The organism is Streptomyces sp. NPDC042100 (assembly GCF_055582325.1).
In genome coordinates this window covers 60,724-84,553 of the sequence record NZ_JBVJDK010000012.1, presented here as the reverse complement: position 1 = coordinate 84,553, position 23,830 = coordinate 60,724, and the positions used below count along the sequence as shown (strand labels likewise).

25 protein-coding genes are annotated in these 23,830 nt (G+C 71.0%); 9 read left to right on the top strand and 16 right to left on the bottom strand.

What is annotated here, in order from left to right:
- Positions 1-32 precede the first annotated feature (32 nt).
- Positions 33-881: a 3-hydroxyacyl-CoA dehydrogenase family protein gene (locus ACZ6J5_RS25995; RefSeq protein ID WP_469395370.1), complete on the bottom strand. Its 849-nt coding sequence runs from the start codon at positions 879-881 to the stop codon at positions 33-35.
- A gap of 193 nt (positions 882-1,074) precedes the next feature.
- Here ACZ6J5_RS25995 and ACZ6J5_RS25990 point away from each other — a divergent pair, with 193 nt between their 5' ends.
- The 3 genes from ACZ6J5_RS25990 (at position 1,075) to ACZ6J5_RS25980 (ending at position 4,255) form a co-directional block, all read left to right on the top strand.
- Positions 1,075-2,130 (top strand): EamA family transporter, encoded by a 1,056-nt coding sequence (locus ACZ6J5_RS25990; protein WP_469395368.1) that lies wholly within the window; start codon positions 1,075-1,077, stop codon positions 2,128-2,130.
- Between the two features lie 190 nt (positions 2,131-2,320).
- Positions 2,321-3,082: a hypothetical protein gene (locus tag ACZ6J5_RS25985; RefSeq protein ID WP_469395366.1), complete on the top strand. Its 762-nt coding sequence runs from the start codon at positions 2,321-2,323 to the stop codon at positions 3,080-3,082.
- Between the two features lie 12 nt (positions 3,083-3,094).
- Complete coding sequence (locus ACZ6J5_RS25980; RefSeq protein ID WP_469395364.1) at positions 3,095-4,255, top strand: cysteine desulfurase family protein; 1,161 nt, start codon at positions 3,095-3,097, stop codon at positions 4,253-4,255.
- Here the strand turns inward: ACZ6J5_RS25980 and ACZ6J5_RS25975 are convergent.
- Positions 4,234-4,872: a TetR/AcrR family transcriptional regulator gene (locus tag ACZ6J5_RS25975; protein ID WP_469395362.1), complete on the bottom strand. Its 639-nt coding sequence runs from the start codon at positions 4,870-4,872 to the stop codon at positions 4,234-4,236. The genes ACZ6J5_RS25980 and ACZ6J5_RS25975 overlap by 22 nt on opposite strands.
- 82 nt (positions 4,873-4,954) lie before the next feature.
- Between ACZ6J5_RS25975 and ACZ6J5_RS25970 the strand changes: the two genes are divergently transcribed.
- The 3 genes from ACZ6J5_RS25970 to ACZ6J5_RS25960 are packed head-to-tail and all read left to right on the top strand — an operon-like array spanning position 4,955 to position 7,077.
- Entirely contained in the window at positions 4,955-5,728 is a 774-nt protein-coding gene (locus tag ACZ6J5_RS25970; protein ID WP_469395360.1) for an ABC transporter ATP-binding protein, read from the top strand.
- 10 nt (positions 5,729-5,738) lie between these two features.
- Entirely contained in the window at positions 5,739-6,491 is a 753-nt protein-coding gene (locus ACZ6J5_RS25965; protein ID WP_469395357.1) for an ABC transporter permease, read from the top strand.
- Between the two features lie 13 nt (positions 6,492-6,504).
- Positions 6,505-7,077, top strand: a complete 573-nt coding sequence (locus ACZ6J5_RS25960; RefSeq protein WP_469395355.1) for a cob(I)yrinic acid a,c-diamide adenosyltransferase — start codon at positions 6,505-6,507, stop codon at positions 7,075-7,077.
- Here the strand turns inward: ACZ6J5_RS25960 and ACZ6J5_RS25955 are convergent.
- Complete coding sequence (locus ACZ6J5_RS25955; protein WP_469395354.1) at positions 6,997-7,683, bottom strand: hypothetical protein; 687 nt, start codon at positions 7,681-7,683, stop codon at positions 6,997-6,999. The genes ACZ6J5_RS25960 and ACZ6J5_RS25955 overlap by 81 nt on opposite strands.
- Positions 7,684-7,835: 152 nt before the next feature.
- Here ACZ6J5_RS25955 and ACZ6J5_RS25950 point away from each other — a divergent pair, with 152 nt between their 5' ends.
- The 3 genes from ACZ6J5_RS25950 (at position 7,836) to ACZ6J5_RS25940 (ending at position 11,723) form a co-directional block, all read left to right on the top strand.
- A complete protein-coding gene (locus tag ACZ6J5_RS25950; RefSeq protein ID WP_469395352.1) occupies positions 7,836-9,032 on the top strand; it encodes a sensor histidine kinase in 1,197 nt (398 codons plus the stop codon).
- A complete protein-coding gene (locus tag ACZ6J5_RS25945; protein ID WP_469395350.1) occupies positions 9,029-9,676 on the top strand; it encodes a response regulator in 648 nt (215 codons plus the stop codon). Before ACZ6J5_RS25950 ends, ACZ6J5_RS25945 begins: the two co-directional genes overlap by 4 nt.
- A 199-nt stretch (positions 9,677-9,875) precedes the next feature.
- Positions 9,876-11,723, top strand: coding sequence for a glycosyl hydrolase family 18 protein (locus ACZ6J5_RS25940; RefSeq protein WP_469395348.1), 1,848 nt, complete (start codon positions 9,876-9,878; stop codon positions 11,721-11,723).
- On the opposite strand, the gene ACZ6J5_RS25935 is transcribed toward ACZ6J5_RS25940, so the two are convergent.
- From ACZ6J5_RS25935 to ACZ6J5_RS25875, 13 genes are all read right to left on the bottom strand, one after another.
- Complete coding sequence (locus tag ACZ6J5_RS25935) at positions 11,720-12,385, bottom strand: 4'-phosphopantetheinyl transferase family protein (RefSeq protein ID WP_469395347.1); 666 nt, start codon at positions 12,383-12,385, stop codon at positions 11,720-11,722. The two genes, ACZ6J5_RS25940 and ACZ6J5_RS25935, sit on opposite strands and share 4 nt — an antisense overlap.
- A 122-nt stretch (positions 12,386-12,507) precedes the next feature.
- Positions 12,508-12,954 (bottom strand): DUF2550 domain-containing protein, encoded by a 447-nt coding sequence (locus tag ACZ6J5_RS25930; protein WP_469395345.1) that lies wholly within the window; start codon positions 12,952-12,954, stop codon positions 12,508-12,510.
- A 145-nt stretch (positions 12,955-13,099) separates the two neighbouring features.
- The gene (locus tag ACZ6J5_RS25925) at positions 13,100-13,474 is read right to left on the bottom strand and encodes a F0F1 ATP synthase subunit epsilon (protein ID WP_329424228.1); all 375 of its coding nucleotides are present in this window, start codon (positions 13,472-13,474) and stop codon (positions 13,100-13,102) included.
- A gap of 113 nt (positions 13,475-13,587) precedes the next feature.
- Positions 13,588-15,030: a F0F1 ATP synthase subunit beta gene (gene atpD / locus ACZ6J5_RS25920; RefSeq protein WP_469395343.1), complete on the bottom strand. Its 1,443-nt coding sequence runs from the start codon at positions 15,028-15,030 to the stop codon at positions 13,588-13,590.
- On the bottom strand, positions 15,030-15,947 hold the full coding sequence (locus ACZ6J5_RS25915; RefSeq protein ID WP_469395341.1) for a F0F1 ATP synthase subunit gamma: 918 nt from the start codon (positions 15,945-15,947) through the stop codon (positions 15,030-15,032). Before ACZ6J5_RS25915 ends, atpD begins: the two co-directional genes overlap by 1 nt.
- A 20-nt stretch (positions 15,948-15,967) precedes the next feature.
- Complete coding sequence (gene atpA, locus ACZ6J5_RS25910; RefSeq protein ID WP_469395339.1) at positions 15,968-17,563, bottom strand: F0F1 ATP synthase subunit alpha; 1,596 nt, start codon at positions 17,561-17,563, stop codon at positions 15,968-15,970.
- Positions 17,564-17,698: 135 nt separating this feature from the next.
- Positions 17,699-18,514: a F0F1 ATP synthase subunit delta gene (locus ACZ6J5_RS25905; protein ID WP_469395337.1), complete on the bottom strand. Its 816-nt coding sequence runs from the start codon at positions 18,512-18,514 to the stop codon at positions 17,699-17,701.
- Positions 18,511-19,056, bottom strand: coding sequence for a F0F1 ATP synthase subunit B (locus ACZ6J5_RS25900; RefSeq protein WP_362480561.1), 546 nt, complete (start codon positions 19,054-19,056; stop codon positions 18,511-18,513). Before ACZ6J5_RS25900 ends, ACZ6J5_RS25905 begins: the two co-directional genes overlap by 4 nt.
- Positions 19,057-19,097: 41 nt before the next feature.
- Positions 19,098-19,331 carry an ATP synthase F0 subunit C gene (gene atpE / locus ACZ6J5_RS25895; protein ID WP_010474382.1) on the bottom strand — a complete coding sequence of 78 codons (234 nt, stop codon included), beginning with the start codon at positions 19,329-19,331 and terminating at the stop codon, positions 19,098-19,100.
- Between the two features lie 88 nt (positions 19,332-19,419).
- On the bottom strand, positions 19,420-20,229 hold the full coding sequence (atpB, locus tag ACZ6J5_RS25890; protein WP_362480559.1) for a F0F1 ATP synthase subunit A: 810 nt from the start codon (positions 20,227-20,229) through the stop codon (positions 19,420-19,422).
- A 225-nt stretch (positions 20,230-20,454) separates the two neighbouring features.
- Positions 20,455-20,868 (bottom strand): hypothetical protein, encoded by a 414-nt coding sequence (locus ACZ6J5_RS25885; protein ID WP_469395334.1) that lies wholly within the window; start codon positions 20,866-20,868, stop codon positions 20,455-20,457.
- A gap of 273 nt (positions 20,869-21,141) precedes the next feature.
- Positions 21,142-22,455: an MraY family glycosyltransferase gene (locus ACZ6J5_RS25880; protein WP_469395332.1), complete on the bottom strand. Its 1,314-nt coding sequence runs from the start codon at positions 22,453-22,455 to the stop codon at positions 21,142-21,144.
- 106 nt (positions 22,456-22,561) lie between these two features.
- Complete coding sequence (locus tag ACZ6J5_RS25875; protein WP_469395330.1) at positions 22,562-23,821, bottom strand: serine hydroxymethyltransferase; 1,260 nt, start codon at positions 23,819-23,821, stop codon at positions 22,562-22,564.
- Positions 23,822-23,830: the final 9 nt, after the last annotated feature.

Here is a 23,830-nt window from a genome sequence, read left to right as displayed (position 1 = left end):
TGTGCGGACTCCGCGCCGACCCCCCTGCGGAATCAGTACGTGTAGAAGCCCTGCCCGCTCTTGCGCCCGATGTCACCCGCGTCCACCATCCGGCGCATCAGCTCCGGCGGGGCGAACTTCTCGTCCTGGGTCTCGGTGTAGATGTTGCCGGTGGCGTTGACGAGGATGTCGACGCCGGTGAGGTCGGTGGTGGCGAGCGGGCCCATGGCGTGCCCGAAGCCCAGCCGGCAGGCGATGTCGATGTCCTCGGCGGTGGCCACGCCCGACTCGTAGAGCTTGGCGGCCTCGACGACGAGGGCCGAGATCAGGCGGGTGGTGACGAAGCCGGCGACGTCGCGGTTGACGACGATGCAGGTCTTGCCGACGGACTCGGCGTACTCCCGCGCGGTGGCGAGGGTGGCGTCGCTCGTCTTGTGGCCTCGGACCAGCTCGCACAGCCGCATCATCGGGACCGGCGAGAAGAAGTGGGTGCCGACCACGGACTCCGGGCGCTCCGTCACCGCGGCGATCTTGGTGATCGGGATGGCGGAGGTGTTGGAGGCGAGCACGGCGCCGTCCTTGGCGACCTTGTCGAGGGCGCGGAAGATCTCGTGCTTGACCTCCAGCTTCTCGAAGACGGCCTCGACGACGATGTCGGCGTCGGCGACGGCGTCCAGGTCGGTGGTGGCGGTGATGCGGCCGAGGGCGGCCTCGGCGTCGGCGGCGGCCAGCTTGCCCTTGGCGACGAAGCGGTCGTACGAGGCCGCGATCGCCTCGGTGCCCCGGGTCAGCGCGGCGTCGGTGACGTCGCGCAGGACGACGTCCCAGCCTGCCTGGGCCGAGACCTGCGCGATCCCGGACCCCATGAGTCCGGCCCCGATGACGGCGAGCTTCCCTGCCACGTCTTCCACCCCTCATTGCCCATAACGACTGTTCACTTCTGGCTCTCCGGCGGAGATTAGCGGGCCCGGGGCGCCAAGTGACCGCGAAGTAACGCGCGTCACGCCCGGTTTGACGGACGTCACACTCGCGACACCCCGGCCATGGGCCGGATCGCGTCGCCTCATACCCCTGGGGGGTATATAGTCGTCTGTCATGCGTCGCTTCGACCCGAGAGCCGCCCCCGCGCCGCTTCTGCTGCTGGCCGGCATGGTCAGCCTGCAGTTCGGCTCCGCCTTCGCCAAGACGCTTTTCGAGCGGACCGGCCCGGCCGGTGCCACCCTGCTGCGGCTGCTGTTCTCCGCCGCGCTGCTCTGCCTGTTCTCCCGGCCCGCGCTGCGGCTGCTGCGCACCCACTGGCGGCTGCTGCTGCCGTACGGGGCCGTCTTCACCGTCATGCAGTTCGCCTTCTACGAGGCCACCTCCCGCCTCCCCCTGGGCGTGGTCGTCACCCTGGAGTTCAGCGGGCCGCTGCTGCTCGCCGCGCTGACCTCGCGGCGGGCGCTGGACCGCCTCTGGGTGCTGCTCGCGGCGGCCGGGCTGCTGGTCCTCGGCGGGACCCGGGGCCTGGACGACCCGGTCGGGCTCGCCGCGGCCCTGCTCACCGGCGCGGCCCTGACCGGCTACATCCTGCTCGGCGCCCGGGTCGGGCGGGCCGTCCCGGGCGGCGCCGGGCTCGCGCTCGGCCTGAGCGTGGCCGCCGTGCTCGCCCTGCCGACCGCCCCGGCGCTCGGCCTGCCGCCGCTCGGCGTGCTGCTGGAACCGGCCGTCCTGGGCGCGGCGCTCGCCGTGGCCGTGCTCACCACGGTCATCCCGTTCTCGCTGGAGTTCGCCGCGCTGCGCCGGCTGCCGCCCCGGGTCTTCGCGGTGCTCTCCACCGTCGAGCCGGTCATCGCCTCGCTGGTGGGCCTGAGCCTGCTGGGCGAGCACCTCTCGCCGCTCCAGTGGGGCGCCGTGCTGTGCGTGGTGGGCGCGGCGATCGGCACGGGCGTGGGGGCGGCGGGCGCGGCGGCGGGCCCCGCACCCGACGGGCCCGCCCCGGCCGGCCCCGCCCCGGCGGCCGAAGCCGTCCACACGACCGAAGCCGTCTCCTCGGCCGGATCCGTCTCCTCGGCCGAAGCCGTCTCCCCGGCCGGATCCGTCCCGGCGACCACCGTGGCGGACCCCAGACCCGTCCCCGGCGCCGACGGCGCCCCGCGCCCCCGGACCTGACACCTCCCGGGCCCGAGCCCCCGGTCCCGGTTCCCCCGGGCCCCGGCCGCGAGCCCCGGCCCCGCCCCCCGTCCCCGGACCCGCACCCCGGGCGGGGACCCCGGCCCCGTATCCGTATCCGAGTCCCACGTCCTCAGCACCGTCCGATCGGACTTCACCCCTCACCGAAGCAGAACGGAGTGCACCAGACATGAGCCCCACCCTGAGCACCGAGCGCGCCGCACGCGTCGCTCCGCTCCTCGAGACCGTCTCCCGCACCGGCCGCACCGCCGTGCTCGTCGCAGGCGGCTACTTCGAGACCGCCGCCGGGATCGGCGCCTTCTCGCTGAACTCCTTCGCCCTGGGCCTGGAGACCGGCGCCGTGGCCCGCCGGCTGCACCGAGGCAACAAGGTCCTCTACGACGTCATCGTCAACGACCTCGGCATGTCCTGTTCCGCCGACGCCTGTACGGTCCCGGCCGCCGGCGAGCCCGCCCCCGAGGCGCTCGACCTCGCCCCGCTCGACGCGGCGGCCGGCGCGGCCGGGATCACGTACTCGGTGACCCGCGAGCGGACCCTGCGCAACCGCGCCGCCCGCGCGATGAAGCACGCCGTGCGCGGCACCGCGCTCGAACCGCCCTTCTCGCGCGAGGGCGACGAGATCCTCTTCCGTTCCCGGAGCTACGCGAAGGTGCTCGCCGGCGTGGTCAAGGGCGACCACGTCGTGCCGCGCTGCCCGCTGATCGTCGCCGAGTACTTCGCGCGCTACTTCGCCCGGCTGCGGGCCTTCCCCGACTGCCCGCGCCGGCACGTCGTCGACATCAACTCACTGGCCGACCGCGACAAGGTGACCAAGGGCGCCGAGATCTACCTGCGCACCCGGGGCACCTCCGAGGAGGAGATCACCCTGGTCTTCGCCGACGCCGAGTGCGCCGAGCCGATCGCCCTGACCTACACCGCGTACGACTTCTGAGGGGAGCGCGACATGGCGACGATCTATCTCGACCACCAGGCGACCACCCCGATGGACCCGGCGGTCGCCGACGCGATGCACCGGGCCGCCACCGAGTGCTTCGCCAACCCGTCGAGCCCGCACGCGGCCGGCATCCGCGCCTTCCGCGAGGTCGAGCGGGCGCGCGGCACGGTCGCCCGGTTCCTCGGGGCGGGCCGCAGCGAGATCTACTTCACCTCGGGCGCCACCGAGGGCAACAACCTCGCGGTCAAGGGCGTCGTGGCGGGCGCCGCCGACGGCCGGCCCCGCCATGTGGTGACGACGGCGGTGGAGCACAAGTCGGTGCTGGACACCTGCCGTTCGCTGGGCGCGGCGGGCCACGAGGTGACCGTGCTGCCGGTGGACGCCGAGGGCCGGGTCGATCCGGCCCGGGTGGCGGCGGCGCTGCGCCCGGAGACGGCGCTGGTGTCGGTGATGCTGGCCAACAACGAGGTGTCCACGATCCAGCCGGTGGCCAGGATCGCCGAGCTGACCCGGGCGGCGGGGGTGCCGCTGCACTGCGACGCCACGCAGGGCGTGGGCACCCTCCCGGTGGACGTACGGGAGCTGGGCGTGGACCTGCTGACCTTCTCCGGGCACAAGATCTACGGGCCGAAGGGCGTCGGCGTCCTGTACGTGTCCAACGACCTGTCGGACCGGGCGCCGCTGGTGCCGCTGCTGCACGGCGGCGGGCAGGAGCGCGGGCTGCGCGCGGGCACCCTGAACACGGCCGCCGTGATCGGTCTCGGCACGGCGGTCGAGCTGCTGGCGGGCGGCCGGGAGCGGGAGGCGGCGCGGCTCGCGGGGCTGCGCGGGCGGTTCCTCGCGGAGCTGGCCGGGCTCGTGCCGTACACGCTGAACAGCGGTACGGGGACGGGCTTCCTGCCGCAGGCGGTGAACCTGTCCTTCGAGGGGGCGGACGCGCAGCAGCTGCTCCTGGAGGTGACGGCGGTCGCCGTCTCCTCGGGCTCGGCGTGCAACAGCTCGGCGCAGGAGCCGTCCCACGTGCTGACCGCGATCGGGCTGCCGCCGGAGCGGATCCGGGGCAGCATCCGGGTGGGCTTCGGCCGCTTCACCACCGAGGAGCAGGCGGTCCGGGCGGCGCACGCCCTGGCGGCGGGGGTACGGGCCGCTCAGCCGGTCCGCACCGCGTAGTCGAGCACGCGCTCGCTCAGCAGGTCCTCGATCTCGTCGAGCAGGTCGAGGGCCTCGCGGGAGACCTCGGCCGCCTTGCGGCCGGCGGTCATCCCGGCGCTGATGAAGGTCACGACGGTGCCCTGGATCCAGGCGATCTGGCTGCCGACCAGCAGCGGGACGGGATCGTCCGCCGGGGCGCCGGTCTCCTCACGGAGGGCGGCGACGGTGGTCTCGACGACCTGCTGCTGGAGGTAGAAGAGCCGGGCCTTGAGGGTGGGGGCCTCGTCGATCACCCGCATGAAGTCGGCGTAGCCGTCCATGAGTCCGTACGCGGGCGAGACGGCGGTGACGTGGCCCCGGATCTCGCGCAGCACGGCGCGGGCCGCCGACTCGCCCCGGTCCCGGCCACGGATCATCCGGGCCAGCCGGTGGGTGACGCCCTCCATCCGGTCGAGGAAGAGGTCCTCCTTGGCCGGGAAGTAGTTGTAGACGGTGTTGACGGAGACGTCCGCCGCCTCCGCGATCTCCGCGACCGTGACGGCCGCGAAGCCGCGCGCCACGAAGAGCCCGGTCGCGATGTCCGAGATCCGCTGTTTCGTCTGGCGCTTCTTGCGCTCCCTGAGCCCCTCAGCCATGCCCCCACCCTAGGGCTTCGCCAGGGGCTCTGAAATTTTGGAGGCATTGCAAAATTTAAGAGACTCTGTTTTTGTGGTCGCTATGCCAATCATCAGCACCACCGGGCTGTCCCGGACCTTCCGCACGCCCAAGGGCGAGGTCCACGCCGTCCGAGGCATCGACCTCACCGTCCGGACGGGCGAGATCCTCGGCTTCCTCGGCCCCAACGGGGCGGGCAAGACCACCACCCTGCGGATGCTCACCACGCTGCTCCCGCCCACCGGCGGCGCCGCCACCGTCGCCGGCCACGACCTGCTCCGCGACCCCGTCGCCGTCCGGCGCGCGATCGGCTACGTCGCCCAGTCCGGCGGCGTCGACCCGCAGGAGACCGTGGGCTCCGAGCTGGTCCTCCAGGGACGCCTGTACGGACTCCCCCGCGCCGCCGCCTCGGCCCGCGCCGCCGAGCTGGCCGAGGAGCTCGGCCTCACCGCCCTCCTCGACCGCTCCACCGCCGCGCTCTCCGGCGGCCAGCGCCGCCGCCTGGACCTCGCGCTCGGCCTCGTCCACCGCCCCCGGCTGCTCTTCCTGGACGAGCCGACCACCGGCCTCGACCCCGGCAGCCGCGCCGACCTGTGGGCGCTGGTGCGGCGGCTGCGCGACGAGCACGGCACCACCGTCGTCCTCACCACCCACTACCTCGACGAGGCCGACGCCCTCGCCGACCGGCTCGTGGTCGTCGACGGCGGCGCCGTCGCCGCCGAGGGCACCCCCGCCGCGCTCAAGGCCGCGCACGGCGCCGCCACCCTCCAGGACGCCTTCCTCGCCCTCACCGGGCGCGCCCCCGCCCCCGCCGACACCACGCCCGTCGCCGTCTAGGAGCCCCCAGATGCCCGTCGTCCACGAGACCGCCGTCCTCTTCGCCCGCTACGCCCGGCAGACCCTGCGTTCGCCCTTCCAGATCTTCTTCGGCGTGCTCATGCCGCTGCTCTACCTGCTCCTCTTCGGCCCCCTGCTCACCGGGCTGCCGCTCGGCCGCACCGGCGACTCCTGGCAGGTCCTGGTCCCCGGGCTGCTGCTCCAGCTCGGCCTCTTCGGGGCCTCCTTCGCGGGCTTCGCGGTCATCATGGAGAAGAACTGGGGCGTCCTCGAACGGCTCCGCGTCACCCCCGTGAGCCGGCTCGCGCTGCTGCTCGGCCGGGTCCTGCGGGACGCCGCGCTCTTCGTCTTCCAGGCCGTGCTGCTGGTCCTCGCCGCCCTGCTGATGGGCCTGCGGGCGCCGCTCGCCGGCATCCTGATCGGCTTCGCCTTCGTGGCGCTGCTGACCTTCGCGCTGGCGTCCCTCTCGTACGCGCTGGCGCTGAAGCTGCGCAGCCCGCAGGAGTTCGGCCCCGCGATCAACACGCTCGCCGTCCCGTCGATGCTGCTCTCCGGGCTGATGCTGCCGATGACCCTCGCCCCCGGCTGGCTCGACGCGCTCTCGCACCTGATGCCGTTCCGCTACCTGGTGGACGCGGTCCGGGACGCCTACGTCGGCCGGTACGCGAGCGCCACCATGCTCTACGGGGTGCTGGTCGCCGTCGGCTTCACCGTCCTGGCCGTGACGGTGGGCACACGCACCTTCCGCCGGGCCCAGGCCTAACTAGGCTGGGCCCATGGTCAATCTGACGCGCATCTACACCCGCACCGGCGACCAGGGCACCACCGCCCTCGGCGACATGAGCCGGACCGCCAAGACCGATCTGCGGATCTCCGCCTACGCCGACGCCAACGAGGCCAACGCCGTCATCGGCACCGCCCTCGCGCTCGGCGGACTCGACGAGGAGGTCGCGAAGGTCCTGGTCCGCGTCCAGAACGACCTGTTCGACGTGGGCGCCGACCTCGCCACCCCGGTCGTCCCGGACCCGAAGTACCCCCCGCTGCGCGTCGAACAGACGTACGTCGACAAGCTGGAGGCGGACTGCGACCGCTTCCTGGAGCCGCTCGACAAGCTGCGCTCCTTCATCCTGCCCGGCGGCACCGCCGGCGCGGCGCTGCTGCACCAGGCGTGCACGGTGGTCCGGCGGGCCGAGCGCTCCACGTGGGCCGCGATCGAGGCACACGGCGAGACCATGAACCCGCTGACCGCCACGTACCTCAACCGCCTCTCAGACCTGCTCTTCATCCTTGCCAGGACGGCGAACAAGGAGGTCGGGGACGTGCTCTGGGTGCCGGGCGGCGAACGCTGACGGCTCCGGCTCCCTCGCGGCCCGCTCGGGGGCGCGCTCGGGGGCCTTCCCCGGGGCCCCCTCCGGCGCCTCCTTCGGCGCCTTCTTCGGGAAGACCGCGTACGACAGGGCGATCAGGCCGTGGATGCCGGCCGCCCGCCAGGCGGTCATGATCCAGCCCTGGAGCGAGGCGGTGTCCCCCGAGTCGCCCACGTACCAGACGGCCAGGAGCAGCAGCCCGCTCGCGACGGCCGCGCCCGTCACGCTGCCGAGCCAGACCCGGCCCTCGTGGCGGGCCCGCGCCATCCCGTAGCGCGGCGGGACCACCGGCGCCGGGGCGCCGCCGAAGCGGTGGGCGGCGTGCCCGTCGAGCCAGGTCACCGTGCGGTGGCCGTGGCCGGCGGTGTAGCCGATGTAGAGGGCGGCCAGCCCGTGCTTCCAGCTCGGGTCGGCGCCGTTCTTGAGGTCGATCGCGGTGACGACGAGCAGCAGCACCTCCAGCAGCGGCTCGCACAGCAGCAGCGCCAGGCCGAGGCGCGGCATCCTCAGCAGATAGCGGGCGGCGAGTCCGGCGGCCAGCAGGACCCAGAACCCGACCTCGCAGACGACGATCAGCGTGACGATCACGGCGACTCCCCTTTCGGTACCCCTCCAGCCTCCCGGCCGCCCCGGCCGGTTTCGTCGTCGGCGGTGAGGAACCGCGCCTACATCCTTCGACGGAGGCACGGCTCGGCCCGTACGAGGACGCACCCGCCCGGGGCGGCGTGTTGGATGGAGGGGTGCGCCTCCCCCGACCCCACCGTGACGACCTCTTCATCGCCGCCTGCGGCCTCGCCTGCGGCCTGCTGCTGTGGTCGTTCGGGCTGTACAACAAGGTCGACAACGTCTTCCCGCAGTCCTGGGCCACGCTCGTCCCGCTCTTCGTGATGGCAGGGACGGAGGCGCTGCGCCGCACCGCGCCCCGCACCGCGCTGACCGTCGGCACCCTCGCGCTCGTCGCGGACCAGTTCACCAACGGCAATCTGGCGACCATCCTGATGTTCACGGACGTCGTCTACGCGGCCGTCGTCTACGGCACGCCCGCCTCCGCCAAGCGCATCCCGTACACCACCGGCCTGATCACGGTGGCCCTCACCATCGTGCTGCTGGTGTGGTGGCAGAACGCGATCGCCCTGCTCGTCGGCGTGGTCAGCGGCATGGTCTCCTTCCTGCCGGCGGTCACCGGCGCCATCGTCCGCAACCACCGGGAGGCCGCCGAGTCGGCCCGGCTGCGCGCCGAACAGACCGCGCTGCTCGCGGAGATGGACCGCGCCCAGGCCGTCGTCGCCGAGCGCGCCCGGATGGCCAGGGAGCTGCACGACATGGTCGCCAACCACCTCTCCGCCATCGCGATCCACTCCACGGCCGCGCTCTCGCTCGACGACGAGGCCACCACCCGGCAGGCGCTCGGCGTGATCCGGGAGAACAGCGTCGCCGGGCTCGCCGAGATGCGCCGGCTCATCGGACTGCTCCGGGACAGCTCCGACGACACGGCCCCGGCGGCCGTGCCCCGGCTCTCGGGCCTGGACGCGCTGGTGGCCCAGGCGCGGACGAACGGCGGCACCAGCGGCCTCGCCTTCCGGCTCGACGACACCCGCGAGGAGACCGGGGCGCCGCTCCCGGCACCGGTGGAGCTGGCCGCGTACCGGATCGTGCAGGAGTCGCTGACCAACGCCCTCAAGCACGCCTCGGCCGGTACGGTCACGGTGGCCCTGGCCCGTGACGCGCGGGCCCTGACGGTGGTCGTGACCAGCCCCTTCGGCGACCGGCCCGGCCCCCGCGCGCCCGGTTCGGGGGCGGGGCTGGTCGGGATGCGGGAGCGGGTGGCGCTGCTCGGCGGCGCGTTCGAGGCGGGTCCCGTGCCGGAGGCGGACGGGACGAAGACCTGGCGGGTGCGGGCCGAGCTGCCCGCCGAGGAGAGGACACCGGAGGCATGACGATCCGGATCGTGGTCGCCGAGGACCAGAGCGCGGTGCGCGCGGGGCTCGTGCTGATCCTGGGCAGCGCCCCGGACATCGAGGTGGTCGGCGAGGCGGAGGACGGCGAGCGGGCCGTGGAGCTGGCCCGCGAGCTGCGCCCGGACCTGGTGCTGATGGATGTGCAGATGCCCCGGATGGACGGGGTGACGGCGACGCGTCTGGTGGTGACGGAGGGCCTGGCGGACGTGCTGGTGCTGACCACCTTCGACCTGGACGAGTACGTCTTCGGCGCGCTGCGGGCCGGCGCCTCGGGCTTCCTGCTGAAGAACACGGACGCGAGGGACCTGATCGCGGCGGTCCGGACGGTGGCCGGCGGCGAGGGGCTGATCGCGCCCGCGGTGACCCGGCGGCTGATCGCCGAGTTCGCGGCCCCGCGCCGCCCGGAGCCGGCGCCGGAGCCCGCGGCCGTGGCGCGGCTGACACCACGGGAGCGGGAGGTGCTCGGGGCGCTGGGCGCGGGGCTGTCGAACGCGGAGATCGCGGTGCGCCTGGACATGGCGGAGGCCACGGTGAAGACGCACGTCAGCAAGGTGCTGGGCAAGCTGGAGCTGCGCAGCCGGGTCCAAGCGGCGGTGCTGGCACAGGAGTTGGGAATCCACTGACGGGGCGTCGGAGGGGCCCCGCGGACCGGGACCCGCGCCGGGGCACATACCGGGCGGATGTCTGAGAGAAGTATGAGAGAAGGCGTTCCAACGTTGGTCTGGACCTCTTGACGGCTGGTCCAGACCTTTCTACGCTCGGCGGCGCGCGCACCTTTTCGGACCACCCCCACCCTTGTCGTCCGCAACTTGAGGAGCACCGTTGAGCACTCAAGCACCGACGCGCAGAGCAGGGTTCAGACACCGGGCTGCCGCCGGTCTGACCGCCCTCGTCCTGCCACTGGCCGCCATGGTCGGCCTCGCCGCACCCGCCGAGGCCGCGTCCTCGGCCACCGCCACCTTCGCCAAAGCCTCCGACTGGGGCTCCGGCTTCGAGGGCAAGTGGACGGTGAAGAACACCGGCACCACCACGCTCTCGTCCTGGACCGTCGAGTGGGACTACCCCGCCGGCACCGCGGTCACCTCCGCCTGGGACGCCACCGTCACCGGCGCCGCGAACCACTGGACCGCCAAGAACCTCGGCTGGAACGGCACCCTCGCCCCCGGCGCCTCCGTCTCCTTCGGCTTCAACGGCACCGGTACCGGCGCCCCCAGCGGCTGTAAGATCAACGGCGCCTCCTGCGACGGCTCCACCCAGCCCGGCGACAACGCCCCCTCCGCCCCCGGAGCCCCGGCCGCCTCGGCCATCACCGACACCTCGGTGAAGCTCACCTGGACCGCGGCCACCGACGACAAGGGCGTCAAGAACTACGACGTGCTGCGCGACGGCACGAAGGTCACCACCACGACCGCCCTCACCTACACGGACACCGGCCTCACCGCCGGCACCGACTACAGCTACACGGTCGTCGCCCGCGACACCATCGACCAGACCGGCCCGGCCAGCGCCGCCACCCCGGTCCGCACCACCGGCGGCGGAGGCGGCACCCCGCCCCCGAACGTCGTGAAGATGGGCTACTTCACCAACTGGGGCGTCTACGGGCGCAACTACCACGTGAAGAACATCGTGACCTCGGGCTCCGCGTCCAAGATCACCCACATCAACTACGCCTTCGGCAACGTCACCGGCGGCAAGTGCACCATCGGCGACTCCTACGCCGACTACGACAAGGCCTACACCGCCGACCAGTCCGTCGACGGCGTCGCCGACACCTGGGACCAGCCGCTGCGCGGCAACTTCAACCAGCTGCGCAAGCTGAAGAAGGCCTACCCGAACATCAAGATCCTCTGGTCCTTCGGCGGCTGGACCTGGTCCGGCGGCTTCGGCCAGGCCGTCCAGAACCCGACCGCCTTCGCGCAGTCCTGCTACGACCTGGTCGAGGACCCGCGCTGGGCCGACGTCTTCGACGGCATCGACCTCGACTGGGAGTACCCGAACGCCTGCGGCCTGTCCTGCGACACCAGCGGCCCGGCCGCGTTCAAGAACATGATGCAGGCCATGCGCGCCAAGTTCGGTGCCAACAACCTGGTCACCGCGGCCGTCACGGCCGACGCCTCCACCGGCGGCAAGATCGACGCCACCGACTACGCGGGCGCCGCGCAGTACATGAACTGGTTCAACGTCATGACGTACGACTTCTTCGGCGCCTGGGCGGCGAAGGGCCCGACGGCCCCGCACTCCCCGCTGACCTCGTACGCCGGCATCCCGCAGCAGGGCTTCAACTCCGCCGAGGCGATCGCCAAGTTCAAGGCCAAGGGCGTCCCCGGCAACAAGCTGCTGCTCGGCATCGGCTTCTACGGCCGAGGCTGGACCGGCGTGACCCAGGCGGCGCCCGGCGGCACCGCCACCGGCCCGGCCCAGGGCACCTACGAGCAGGGCATCGAGGACTACAAGGTCCTCAAGAACTCCTGCCCGGCCAACGGCACCGTCGCCGGCACCGCCTACGCCCACTGCGGCACCAACTGGTGGAGCTACGACACCCCCGCCACGGTCAACTCCAAGATGAGCTGGGCCAAGAACCAGGGCCTCGGCGGCGCGTTCTTCTGGGAGTTCAGCGGCGACACCGGCAACGGCGAGCTCGTCGGCGCCATCAACAGCGGGCTGAACTAGCCCCTGATCCGGCGGGGGCGGTGCAGCACGCCGCCCCCGTCGTGCCGGACGATCCGGTGCGCCCCGCCCAGCAGGGCCACGGCACCCCGGTAACCGTCCCCGGCGTCCAGGTCGTACAGCCGCACCCCCGGGTGCGGCTGTCCGTCGTTCCGGCCCCGCCAGTCCAGCAGCTCGGCCGGCCGGTCCGGCGCGGAGACCGTCAGCCGCGCGGGATCCACCCGCAGCCCCTCCCCCGTCGCCTTCAGCACCGCCTCCTTGCGCACCCAGTACGCGGTGAAGGCGACCGCCCGCTCCGGCCCCGGGACCAGGTCGAACGCGGCCCGCTCCCGCTCCGACAGCACCGGCAGCGGCAGCTCGGCCAGCTCCGTGATCCGCTCGACGTCCACCCCGACGGGGGCGTCCGCCGACAGCGCGACGGCCACCAGCTCGCCCGAGTGCGAGATCGAGAACTCGACCGGCGCGTCCGCGAGGAACGGCTTGCCGTGCGGGCCCTTCCCGAACGCCAGCCCCGCCGGCTCCCGGTCCAGGACGGCACCGAGCACCGACCGCAGCAGCGCGTGCGCGGTCAGGTACTGGGCCCGCACCGGCTCCCCGGTCAGCGCCTCGTACACCCGCCGCTCCCTGGTGTCGAGCAGCGCGCACAGGTCATCGGACGCGGACACGGAAACGGCCCGGGCGGTCCACACATGGCACTCGCCGGGCCGGACGGAACGGAGGGGATCAGGCGACATCGGCCCTCCCCCAGACCTCGTCCGGGGGGACCCCCACACAATGAGAAGCCTTATCAAGCGACATTGACTCGTTGCCCCGGAGGCGCCGCCTCCAGCCAGGCCAGGAAACCGGTGAGCGCGTCCTCGCTCATCGCCAGCTCCAGGCGGGTGCCGCGGTGCAGACAGCCCTGGATCACCGAGTCGGAGAGCAGCGCCAGCTCCTCCTCGCCCTCGGGCATCCGGCGCTCCAGGACCTCGATGGCCGAGCGCTCCAGGACCCTGCGCGGGCGGGGGGAGTACGAGAAGACGCGGAACCAGGCGATCTCGTCGCCGCTGTAGCGGGCCACGCCGTACACCCAGCCCTTGCCGGACGGGTCGGGCTCCTCCGCCACGCCCCAGCGCAGCGAACAGTCGAAGGTGCCGCCGGCCCGCTGGATCAGTCTGCGGCGCAAGCCGAAGACGAAGAGCCCGATCACCACCAGTGCGACGACCAGGCCGCATACGAGCAGAGCGAGGAACATCTTCACCGACCTCCTCGCTGCGTCCCGTAACCGGTGGACCCGGCCGTACCGAATACAACCTGCATCTGCATCGCCTCAGCCGCGGCACGGTCCGGAAAATTCCGGATCGTGCCGCGGCTGAGGTATGGGGCTCTCGCCCGGTCCGCTAGCGGACCGATACCGCGCGCAGCCGGACCTCGGCGCGCCGCTCGGCGGCGGCGTCCGAATCCGTCTTCGCGCGCTCCAGCGCGCGCTCGGCGCGCTGGGCGTCGATCTCGTCCGCGAGTTCGGCGATCTCCGCGAGCAGAGACAGCTTGTCATCGGCGAACGACAGGAAACCACCGTGGACGGCGGCGACGACGGTGCCGCCCTCGCTCGTCCGGATGGTCACGGGGCCCGACTCCAGCACACCGAGCAGCGGCTGGTGACCGGGCATGACGCCGATGTCGCCGGAGGTCGTACGCGCGATGACCAGGGTGGCCTCGCCGGACCAGACACTCCGGTCCGCGGCGACCAGCTCGACGTGCAGCTCAGCAGCCAAGGGTGGCTCCTCGGGTCACCACCCGGCGGTGCTGCCGGGTGTTGGGATCAATTCTAAAGGGCGTGAAGAGGGGGGCGGGAACGTCTCCCGCCCCCCTCAGGCGAGCACGGGGCTCAGGAGACGCCGAGCTCCTTGGCGTTCTTCTTGAGGTCCTCAAGACCACCACACATGAAGAAGGCCTGCTCCGGGAAGTGGTCGAACTCTCCGTCGCAGATCGCGTTGAACGCGGCGATCGACTCGTCGAGCGGGACGTCCGAACCGTCCACGCCGGTGAACTGCTTCGCCGCGTGGGTGTTCTGGGACAGGAAGCGCTCGACACGACGCGCACGGTGCACGACGAGCTTGTCTTCCTCGCTCAGCTCGTCGATACCGAGGATCGCGATGATGTCCTGGAGGTCCTTGTACTTCTGCAGGATTCCCTTGACGCGCGTGGCGGCGTCGTAGTGGTCCTGCGCGATGTAGCGCGGGTCCAGGATCCGGGACGTGGAGTCCAGCGGGTCCACGGCCGGGTAGATGCCCTTCTCGGAGATCGGACGGGAGAGAACCGTCGTCGCGTCGAGGTGGGCGAAGGTGGTGGCCGGGGCCGGGTCGGTCAGGTCGTCCGCGGGGACGTAGATCGCCTGCATCGAGGTGATCGAGTGACCACGGGTCGACGTGATGCGCTCCTGGAGGAGACCCATCTCGTCGGCCAGGTTCGGCTGGTAACCCACCGCGGAGGGCATCCGGCCGAGCAGGGTCGAGACCTCGGAACCGGCCTGCGTGAAGCGGAAGATGTTGTCGATGAAGAACAGCACGTCCTGCTTCTGCACATCGCGGAAGTACTCCGCCATGGTCAGACCGGCGAGGGCGACGCGGAGACGGGTGCCCGGGGGCTCGTCCATCTGGCCGAAGACCAGCGCGGTCTTGTCCAGAACGCCGGACTCTTCCATTTCCGCGATGAGGTCGTTGCCCTCACGGGTGCGCTCGCCGACGCCGGCGAAGACGGAAACGCCCTCGTGCAGCTTGGCCACACGCATGATCATTTCCTGGATCAGAACGGTCTTGCCGACACCGGCGCCACCGAACAGACCGATCTTTCCACCCTTGACGTACGGGGTGAGAAGGTCGACGACCTTCAGGCCGGTCTCGAACATCTCGGTCTTCGACTCGAGGTCCGCGAACGCCGGGGCCTTGCGGTGGATGGACCACCGCTCGCTGACCTCGGACTCCGCCTCGGGGTCGTTCAGGATCTGGCCCAGCGTGTTGAACACGCGGCCCTTGGTGACGTCACCGACGGGCACCGTGATGCCGTTGCCGGTGTCGACCACCGGGGCCTGGCGGACCAGGCCGTCGGTGGGCTGCATCGAGATGGTGCGGACGATGCCGTCACCGAGGTGCTGCGCGACCTCGAGGGTCAGCGTCTTCAGCGCGCCGTCCTCGGCCGGGTCGGCGACCTGGACGTGGAGGGCGTTGTAGATCTCCGGCATCGCGTCGACGGGGAACTCCACGTCGACGACCGGGCCGATGACCCGGGCGACGCGGCCCGTGGCGGCGGCCGTCTCAACAGTGGTCGTCATTACTTGTCACTCCCCGCGGTCGCGTCGGCCAGGGCTGCGGTGCCACCGACGATCTCGCTGATTTCCTGGGTGATTTCGGCCTGTCGGGCCGCGTTGGCAAGTCGGGAGAGGTTGTTGATCAAGTCTCCCGCGTTGTCGGTCGCCGACTTCATCGCACGACGCGTGGCGGCGTGCTTGGAAGCGGCCGACTGCAGCAGCGCGTTGTAGATCCGGCTTTCGACGTAGCGCGGCAGAAGGGCGTCCAGGACGTCCTCCGCCGACGGCTCGAAGTCGTACAGCGGGCGGAGCGTGTCCGACTCGCCGGAGTCCTTCGCCACCTCGTCGAGGCTCAGGGGCAGCAGCCGGGCCTCGACCGCCGTCTGCGTCATCATCGAGACGAACTCGGTGTAGATGATGTGGAGCTCGTCCACACCGCCCTCGGCCGTGTCCTTCTCGATCGCCTCGATCAGCGGAGCCGCGATGTTCTTGGCGTCCGCGTACGAGGGCTCGTCCGTGAAGCCGGTCCACGTGTCGGACAGCTTGCGCTCACGGAAGTTGAAGTGCGCGACACCACGGCGGCCGACGACGTAGACGTCGACCTCGCGGCCCTCGCTCTCCAGCTTCTTGATCAGCAGTTCCGCCGCCTTGATGGCGTTGGAGTTGAACGCGCCGGCCAGACCGCGGTCGCTCGAGAGGAGCAGGACCGCGGCGCGGGTCGGGTTCTCCGCCTCGGTGGTCAGCGCGTGCTTGTCGTTGGCACCCGTGGCCACCGCGGTGACCGCGCGGGTCAGCTCGGTGGCGTACGGGGTCGACGCCTGCACCTTGCGCTGCGCCTTGACGACGCGCGAGGCGGCGATCATCTCCATCGCCTTGGTGATCTTCTTCGTCGCGGTGACGGATTTGATGCGACGCTTGTAGACCCGGAGCTGCGCTCCCATGAGTCAGGTCCCTTCCGTCGTCACTTCGAGACGTTGACGGCGGCAGCGTCCTCGCTGAGCAGCTTGCCGTCAGAGGTCTCGAACTGCTGCTTGAACTCAGCGATGGCGTCGGCGACGGCCGTCAGGGTGTCGTTCGACATCTTCTTGCCCTCGCGGATGGAGGTCATGAGGCTCGAGTGCTTCTGTCGCAGGTACGACAGGAGCTCGGCCTCGAAGCGACGGATGTCGGCGACCGGGACGTCGTCCATCTTGCCGGTGGTGCCGGCCCACACCGAGACGACCTGGTTCTCGGTCGGCATCGGCTGGTACTGGGCCTGCTTCAGCAGCTCGACCATGCGCTGACCGCGCTCCAGCTGCGCCTTCGACGCGGCGTCCAGGTCCGAACCGAAGGCCGCGAAGGCCTCCAGCTCACGGAACTGGGCCAGGTCCACGCGGAGGCGGCCGGCGATCTGCTTCATGGCCGGGTGCTGGGCGGAGCCACCGACTCGGGAGACCGAGATACCGACGTTCAGGGCCGGACGCTGGCCGGCGTTGAACAGGTCGGACTCCAGGAAGCACTGGCCGTCGGTGATGGAGATGACGTTGGTCGGGATGAACGCCGACACGTCGTTGGCCTTGGTCTCGACGATCGGAAGACCGGTCATCGAGCCCGCGCCGAGCTCGTCCGACAGCTTCGCGCAGCGCTCCAGCAGACGCGAGTGCAGGTAGAAGACGTCACCCGGGTAGGCCTCACGGCCCGGCGGGCGGCGCAGCAGCAGCGACACGGCGCGGTAGGCGTCGGCCTGCTTCGACAGGTCGTCGAAGACGATCAGGACGTGCTTGCCCTGGTACATCCAGTGCTGGCCGATGGCGGAACCGGTGTACGGCGCCAGGTACTTGAAGCCGGCCGGGTCGGACGCCGGGGCGGCGACGATGGTCGTGTACTCAAGGGCACCGGCCTCCTCCAGCGCGCCGCGGACGGACGCGATGGTGGAGCCCTTCTGGCCGATGGCGACGTAGATGCAGCGAACCTGCTTGTTCACGTCGCCGGAGCGCCAGTTGTCACGCTGGTTGATGATCGTGTCGATGCACAGCGCGGTCTTGCCGGTCTGACGGTCACCGATGATCAGCTGACGCTGACCACGGCCGACCGGCGTCATGGCGTCGACGGCCTTGTAGCCGGTCTCCATGGGCTCGTGGACCGACTTACGGGCCATGACGCCCGGGGCCTGCAGCTCGAGGGCGCGGCGGCCCTCGGTCGCGATCTCGCCGAGACCGTCGATCGGGTTGCCGAGCGGGTCGACGACGCGACCCAGGTATCCCTCACCGACACCGACGGAGAGGACCTCGCCGGTGCGCTGCACCGACTGACCCTCCTCGATGCCGCTGAACTCGCCGAGGACGATCGCGCCGATCTCGCGCTCTTCGAGGTTCAGCGCGAGACCGAGGGTCCCGTCCTCGAACTTCAGCAGCTCGTTCGCCATGGCCGAGGGAAGACCCTCGACCTTCGCGATGCCATCGCCGGCCAGGCTGACCGTGCCGACCTCCTCGCGCGAGGCCGCGTCCGGCTGGTACGACTGGACGAAGGTCTCCAGCGCGTCCCGGATCTCCTCCGGCCGGATCGTGAGCTCCGCCATCTGGGTTCCCTGCTCTCCTTGTTGGGCCCGAAGTTTCTTAGGGGTCTGGGGGCCGACCCCCAGGAACTTCTGCAATCTCTGCACGGCCCAACCGGGCCGCATGTGTTGCTGTCTTGCTTGGTGTGGCGGCTGGTGTCAGCCGGCCAGTCGCCGGGTCGCCTCGCCGAGGCGCTCCGAGATGCTGCCGTCGATGACCTCGTCGCCGACCCGCACGGTGATCCCGCCGAGGACCGCCGGGTCCACGTCCAGGTTCAGGTGCATCTGGCGGCCGTACAGCTTGGCCAGCGCGGCGCCGAGGCGCTGCTTCTGCCGGTCGCTGAGCGGCACCGCCGAAGTGACGACCGCGACCATCCGGTCCCGGCGCGCCGCGGCGAGCTTGGAGAGGGACTCGAGTCCCGATTCCAGGCTACGTCCCCGGGGCTGGGTCACCAGACGGACGACGAGTCGCTCGGTGACGGCGTCGGCCTTGCCGCCGAGCAGGCTGCGCAGCAGCTCGCCCTTGGCGGTGGCCGTGGCGGTCTTGTCCGTCAGCGCCGAGCGGAGCTCGGGGCTGGACGAGACGATCCGGCCGAACCGGAACAGCTCGTCCTCGACACCGTCGAGAGTGCCCGAACGCTGGGCTGCGGTGAGGTCGGCGATGTCCGCCAGCTCCTCGGCCGCGTCGACCAGGTCACGGGACTTCGACCAGCGCGAGCGGACCATGCCGGAAACCAGGTCGACGGTCTCGCCGCCCACCTGACCGGCCAGGAGTCGCTGCGCGAGCTCGGCCTTGGCCTCGCCCGCCTGGGCCGGGTCGGTCAGGACCCGACGCAGCGACACCTCGCGGTCGAGCAGCCCGGTGACCGCGGCCAGCTCGCCGGCGAGCTTCGCCGCGTCGACCGAGGTGTTGTCGGTCAGCGCGTCGAGGGCCTCGCGTGCGGCGCCCAGTGCCTCGCGGCTCGCTCCGTTCATCGGACGGCCTCGGCCTTCTCCTCGAGCTCGTCGAGGAAGCGGTCGATGGTGCGGCTCTGGCGGGCGACGTCCTCAAGGGACTCGCCGACCAGCTTCGCGGCCAGATCGGTGGCCAGCTTGCCGACGTCCTGACGCAGCGCGGCGGACGCGGTCTTGCGGTCGGCCTCGATCTGGGCGTGACCGGCCGCGACGATCTCCTCGCGCTGGCGCTGGCCTTCCGCCTTCATCTCCTGGATGATCGCGGTGCCCTGCTCCGTCGCCTCCTGGCGGAGACGCGCGGCTTCGTGGCGGGCCTCGGCGAGCTGGGCCTTGTACTGCTCCAGCACACTCTGAGCCTCGATCTGGGCCGACTCGGCCTTGTCGATGCCACCCTCGATGGCCTCGCGGCGCTCTTCCAGAACCTTGTTGATGTTCGGGAGGAGCTTCTTGGCGAGGAAGCCGAAGACGATGACGAAGGCGATCAGGCCGATGACGAGCTCATCGAGATGCGGGATGAGCGGAGGCTGGGGCTCCGCCGCTTCCGCAAGAAGCAGAGCGTTCACATCTGTGCCTTCCGTAAAAAGGGTCGGGCTGTCGGTCCGGCTTACTTGTAGACGAAGCCCATGACGATGCCGATGAGGGCGAGCGCCTCACAGAACGCGAAACCCATGATCTGGTTGGTGCGGATCAGGCCGGCGGCCTCGGGCTGGCGGGCGAGGGCCTGGGTGCCGTTACCGAAGATGATGCCGACGCCGACGCCGGGGCCGATGGCCGCGAGGCCGTAGCCGATGGAGGCGACGTTTCCGTTGACGGCGGCGAGAGTCTCGAGAGCGGACATGCCGGTTCTTCCTTCTCTTTCAAGGACCCGGTGGGGGTTGGCCACCGGACGACTGTGGGTTGGGGGGAGTGCTGCTGGCCGGGCCGGCTCAGTGGTGCTCGGAGAGCGCGCCCTGGACGTAGCTGCAGGCCAGGAGGACGAAGACGTACGCCTGGACGGCCTGGATGAAGAGCTCGAAGGCGGTCATCACCAGGACCATCACGAACGAGGCGCCGGCGTAGACGAAGCCGAGCCCGTTCAGGAGGTAGTAGGTCGCCAGCGAGAACATCACGATGAGCAGGTGACCGGCGAACATGTTCGCGAACAGTCGGACCGCGTGCGTGAAGGGCCGGATGAGCAGGTTCGAGAAGAACTCGAGGACGACGACCAGGGGAAGGATCGGGCCGAGCGACTTGTCGTAGCCGACGATGTTCTTCCAGCCGCCGACGAAGCCGTGCTTCTTGAAGGTCAGCGAGACCCAGAGGACGTACACGATCAGCGCGAGGGCCGCCGGGAAGGCGATCAGCGACGTGACCGGGAACTGGGCGAGCGGGATGATCGACCAGAGGTTGAGCATCCAGACGAAGAAGAACAGCGACACCATCAGCGGGACGTACTTCTCGCCGTCCTTCTTGCCGATGATCTCGTAGACGATGCCGCGGCGCACGAAGTCGTAACCGGCCTCGCCGACCATCTGCATCTTGCCGGGGATCAGCTTCGGCTTGTTGAAGGCGGCCCAGAAGAAGCCGACGACCACGATCGAGCCCAGGATCGCGAGGAGCATGGGCTTCGTGAACTCGAAGCTCCCCCACGTCGCGATCGGCTCGTACATGAACGTGTGCAGGCCCGGCGCCGGGAAGCCGCATCCGGTGAAGATGTGGCAATCCGGGTCGAAGGCAAGCGTCTGGTCAGCACTCACCGCGGGCTCCTTCAGCGTGGCGCATAGGTACGGCAACCTCGTTGTGTCGGCGCGGCACGCAGCCGCGGGTCGGCACTGGACTGGTCTTACGGATAAGGGGGCGGCGGTTCGGCATCGAGCCTCGCGCTGGGACAGGCGCCGTTTCGGATGCCCGCGCCCGCAGTGCCGCAGTTGGCACCGGACGATAGCAGGAAGCCGAACTCGTCTTTATCCCGGCCCTACCCTTCACGACTTCGACCCCGCGTTCTGCGGGTCGACGTACATGATCTTGGCCTTCATGTAGGCCCGGGCCTGGGCGGCGACCCACACCACGGTCGTGGCGAGAAGCGTGAACGCGAAAGCCTTGAAGTCGAACGCCGAGGTGTCCTTCAGCAAGGCCAAGAAGATGAAGAGCACCAGCAGTTGGGCCGTGTAGAGCATGAGCCCCATGGCCTGGAACAACTGCGGGAGCTTCTTCGCCGTCCGCTGGAGCACCACCAGCCCGAGCCCCATGAAGAGGATGACCACCAGGGTGCCGACGACGGCGCCGAGTGCGCCCTTGCCGCCCGCGACGACACCACTGACGACGGCCGCGATGGCGCCGGCGGCAGCGGTGGGTACGGCGGTGTGCAGCAGTAGGCGTGCGTCGTTAGAGGGCATGGCGGTGTCTCCGCTTGCTGGAGGGGGCGATGGTGTCGCAAGGACGAGCGTAAGCCCGGTCCGAGGCGAGTCTCGGGGCCAAGAGACCGTCGCACTACGGTCTTTCGGCACTGTCGCCGGGTCTCGTGAACCGTATCACAAACTATTTGAATAGGTCTTTACTCGAAGAGTGTGCCTGCGGTCACACCTGAGAGTGACCCTGCGCGTGTGTGCGGGCGCGCAGGGTGAGTTGTCTGGTATTGCGGTCGGATGCGGCATTCGTAAAAACGTGCGTCAACCCCGCGCCCCGGCCTTACTTCTGTCGGAGAAGCGCGCGCGGTTGCCGATCGCGGTCGATCCGTTGACCCCCGCGGGCACCGGAACCCGCTCCTCCGCGGGCTCGTCGAGCCCCTCGGGCGTCTCGGGCACCAGGGCGGCCCTGCGCCGGCGGTAGCGTGGCGGTACGACCGCCTCGGCCCATCGTGGGGCCCTCGGTGTGAAGCGCGGCAGCAGGAGCAGCACGAGGCCGACGGCGCTCAGGAACACCACGGCGAGGACGATCCACATCGACGTCGAGTGCACCGAGTACGCGAGCGTGCCGAAGGCGATCAGCGCCGACCAGAAGTACATGATCAGGACCGCCCGGCTGTGCGAGTGGCCGATCTCCAGGAGCCGGTGGTGCAGGTGCCCGCGGTCCGCGGCGAACGGCGACTGGCCGTTCCAGGTGCGGCGCACGATGGCCAGCACCAGGTCGGCCATCGGGATCGCGATGATGGTCAGCGGCAGCACCAGCGGGATGAAGACCGGCAGCGCCGCGTGGGTGGCCGCCTTGGTCGAGCCCTCGAAGATCTTCAGCGCGTCCGGGTCGACCTGGCCGGTGATGGAGATGGCCGAGGCGGCCAGGATCAGGCCGATCAGCATCGAGCCCGAGTCGCCCATGAAGATCCGCGCGGGGTGCATGTTGTGCGGCAGGAAGCCCAGGCACATGCCCATCAGGATCGCGGCGAACAGGGTGGCGGGGGCCGCCGCCTCGATCGTGTAGCCGTACCAGATCCGGTACGCGTAGAGGAAGAAGGCCGCGGCGGCGATGCACACCATGCCGGCGGCGAGCCCGTCGAGACCGTCGACGAAGTTGACCGCGTTGATGGTCAGCACCACCAGGGCGACGGTCAGCAGGGTGCCCTGCCACTGGGTGAGGGCGACCGTGCCGACGCCGGGGATGGGTAGCCACAGGATCGTCAGACCCTGCATGACCATGACGCCCGCCGAGATCATCTGCGCGCCCAGCTTGATCAGCGCGTCCAGCTCGAACTTGTCGTCCAGCACGCCGATCAGCCAGATCAGGGCGGCGCCGGAGAGCAGCGCGCGGGGCTCGTTGGAGAGCTCGAAGACGCTGTTCAGGTTCTGTAGGTGGTCCGCGACCAGCAGGCCCGCGCACAGCCCGAAGAACATGGCGATGCCACCGAGCCGCGGTGTCGGTTCTCGGTGTACGTCGCGGGCGCGGATCTCCGGCATCGCCCCGGTCGCGATGGCGAACTTCCGCACCGGACCGGTCAGCAGATAGGTCACCGCGGCCGTGACACAGAGCGTCAGCAGGTAATCACGCACGGGCTGCCCCACAGGAATCGCTGGCCATCTCAGCCCCACACCCTAGCCGGGCCGTCCCCATGGTCGAGGACACGCGTACCCCCCGTTCGGTTGCGCGGCCCCGCTTTTACCGGCCATACGGGGGAAAACGCCCCACCAGCTCGCGCACATCGGCGCGCACCCGGGCCGTCTCCCGCGGGTCCTCGCGCAGCGCCGCCGTGAACAGCGCGGCGATCCTGGCCATCTCCGGCGCCCCCATCCCCTGCGTGGTCACCGCGGCGGTGCCCAGCCGGATGCCGCGGCCGTCCCCGTACGGCAGCGCGCAGGTGTCCAGGACCACACCGGCGGCGGCCAGCCGGGCCCGCGCGGTGCGCCCGTCGACGCCCAGCGGGGCCGGGTCCGCGGTGATGAGATGCGTGTCGGTGCCGCCGGTGGTCAGCGCGAAGCCCTCGGCGGCGAGGGCCGCGGCCAGCACCCGGGCGTGCTCGACCACCTGATGGGCGTACGCGGTGAAGGCGGGGGTGGACGCCTCGCCGAAGGCGACGGCCTTGGCGGCGATGGTGTGCATCTGCGCCCCGCCCTGCGAGAACGGGAACACCGCCCGGTCGATCCGCTCGGCCAGCTCCGCCCCGCACAGCAGCAGCCCGCCGCGCGGACCGCGCAGCACCTTGTGGGTGGTGCCGCAGACGACGTCCGCGTACGGGACGGGGTTCGGGGCCGCGCCGCCGGCGATCAGGCCCAGCGGGTGGGCCGCGTCGGCGATCAGATAGGCGCCGACCTCGTCGGCGACGGCCCGGAAGATCCCGTAGTCGAGGTGGCGCGGGTAGGAGACCGACCCGCAGACGATCGCCTTCGGCCGGTGGTGCCGGGCGAGCGCGGCGACCTGCTCGTAGTCGACGAGACCGGTCTCCGCGTCGACCCCGTACGGGACGAAGTCGAACCAGCGGCCCGAGAAGTTCGCGGGCGCCCCGTGCGTGAGGTGCCCGCCGTGGGCGAGCCCCATGGCAAGCACGGTGTCCCCCGGCCGCAGCAGCGCCGCGTAGGCGGCGAGCACGGCGGAGGAGCCCGAGTGGGCCTGTACGTTGGCGTGTTCGGCGCCGAAGAGGGCGCGCGCCCGGTCCACCGCGATCCGCTCGGCGGCGTCGGCGTACGCGCAGCCGCCGTGGTGCCGGGCGCCCGGATAGCCCTCGGCGTACTTGTTGGCGAGCCGCGAGCCGAGCGCGGCGAGGACGGCCGGCGAGGTGAAGTTCTCGGCGGCGATCAGCTGCAGCCCCTCCCCCTGCCGCCGCTCCTCCCCGAGCAGCACGTCGGCGATCTCGGGGTCCTGGCGGCGCAGCACGTCGAGCGGGCTCTGGTGTGCTGCCTCTGGGGGCACGGTGACCGGCATGGGGGGCTC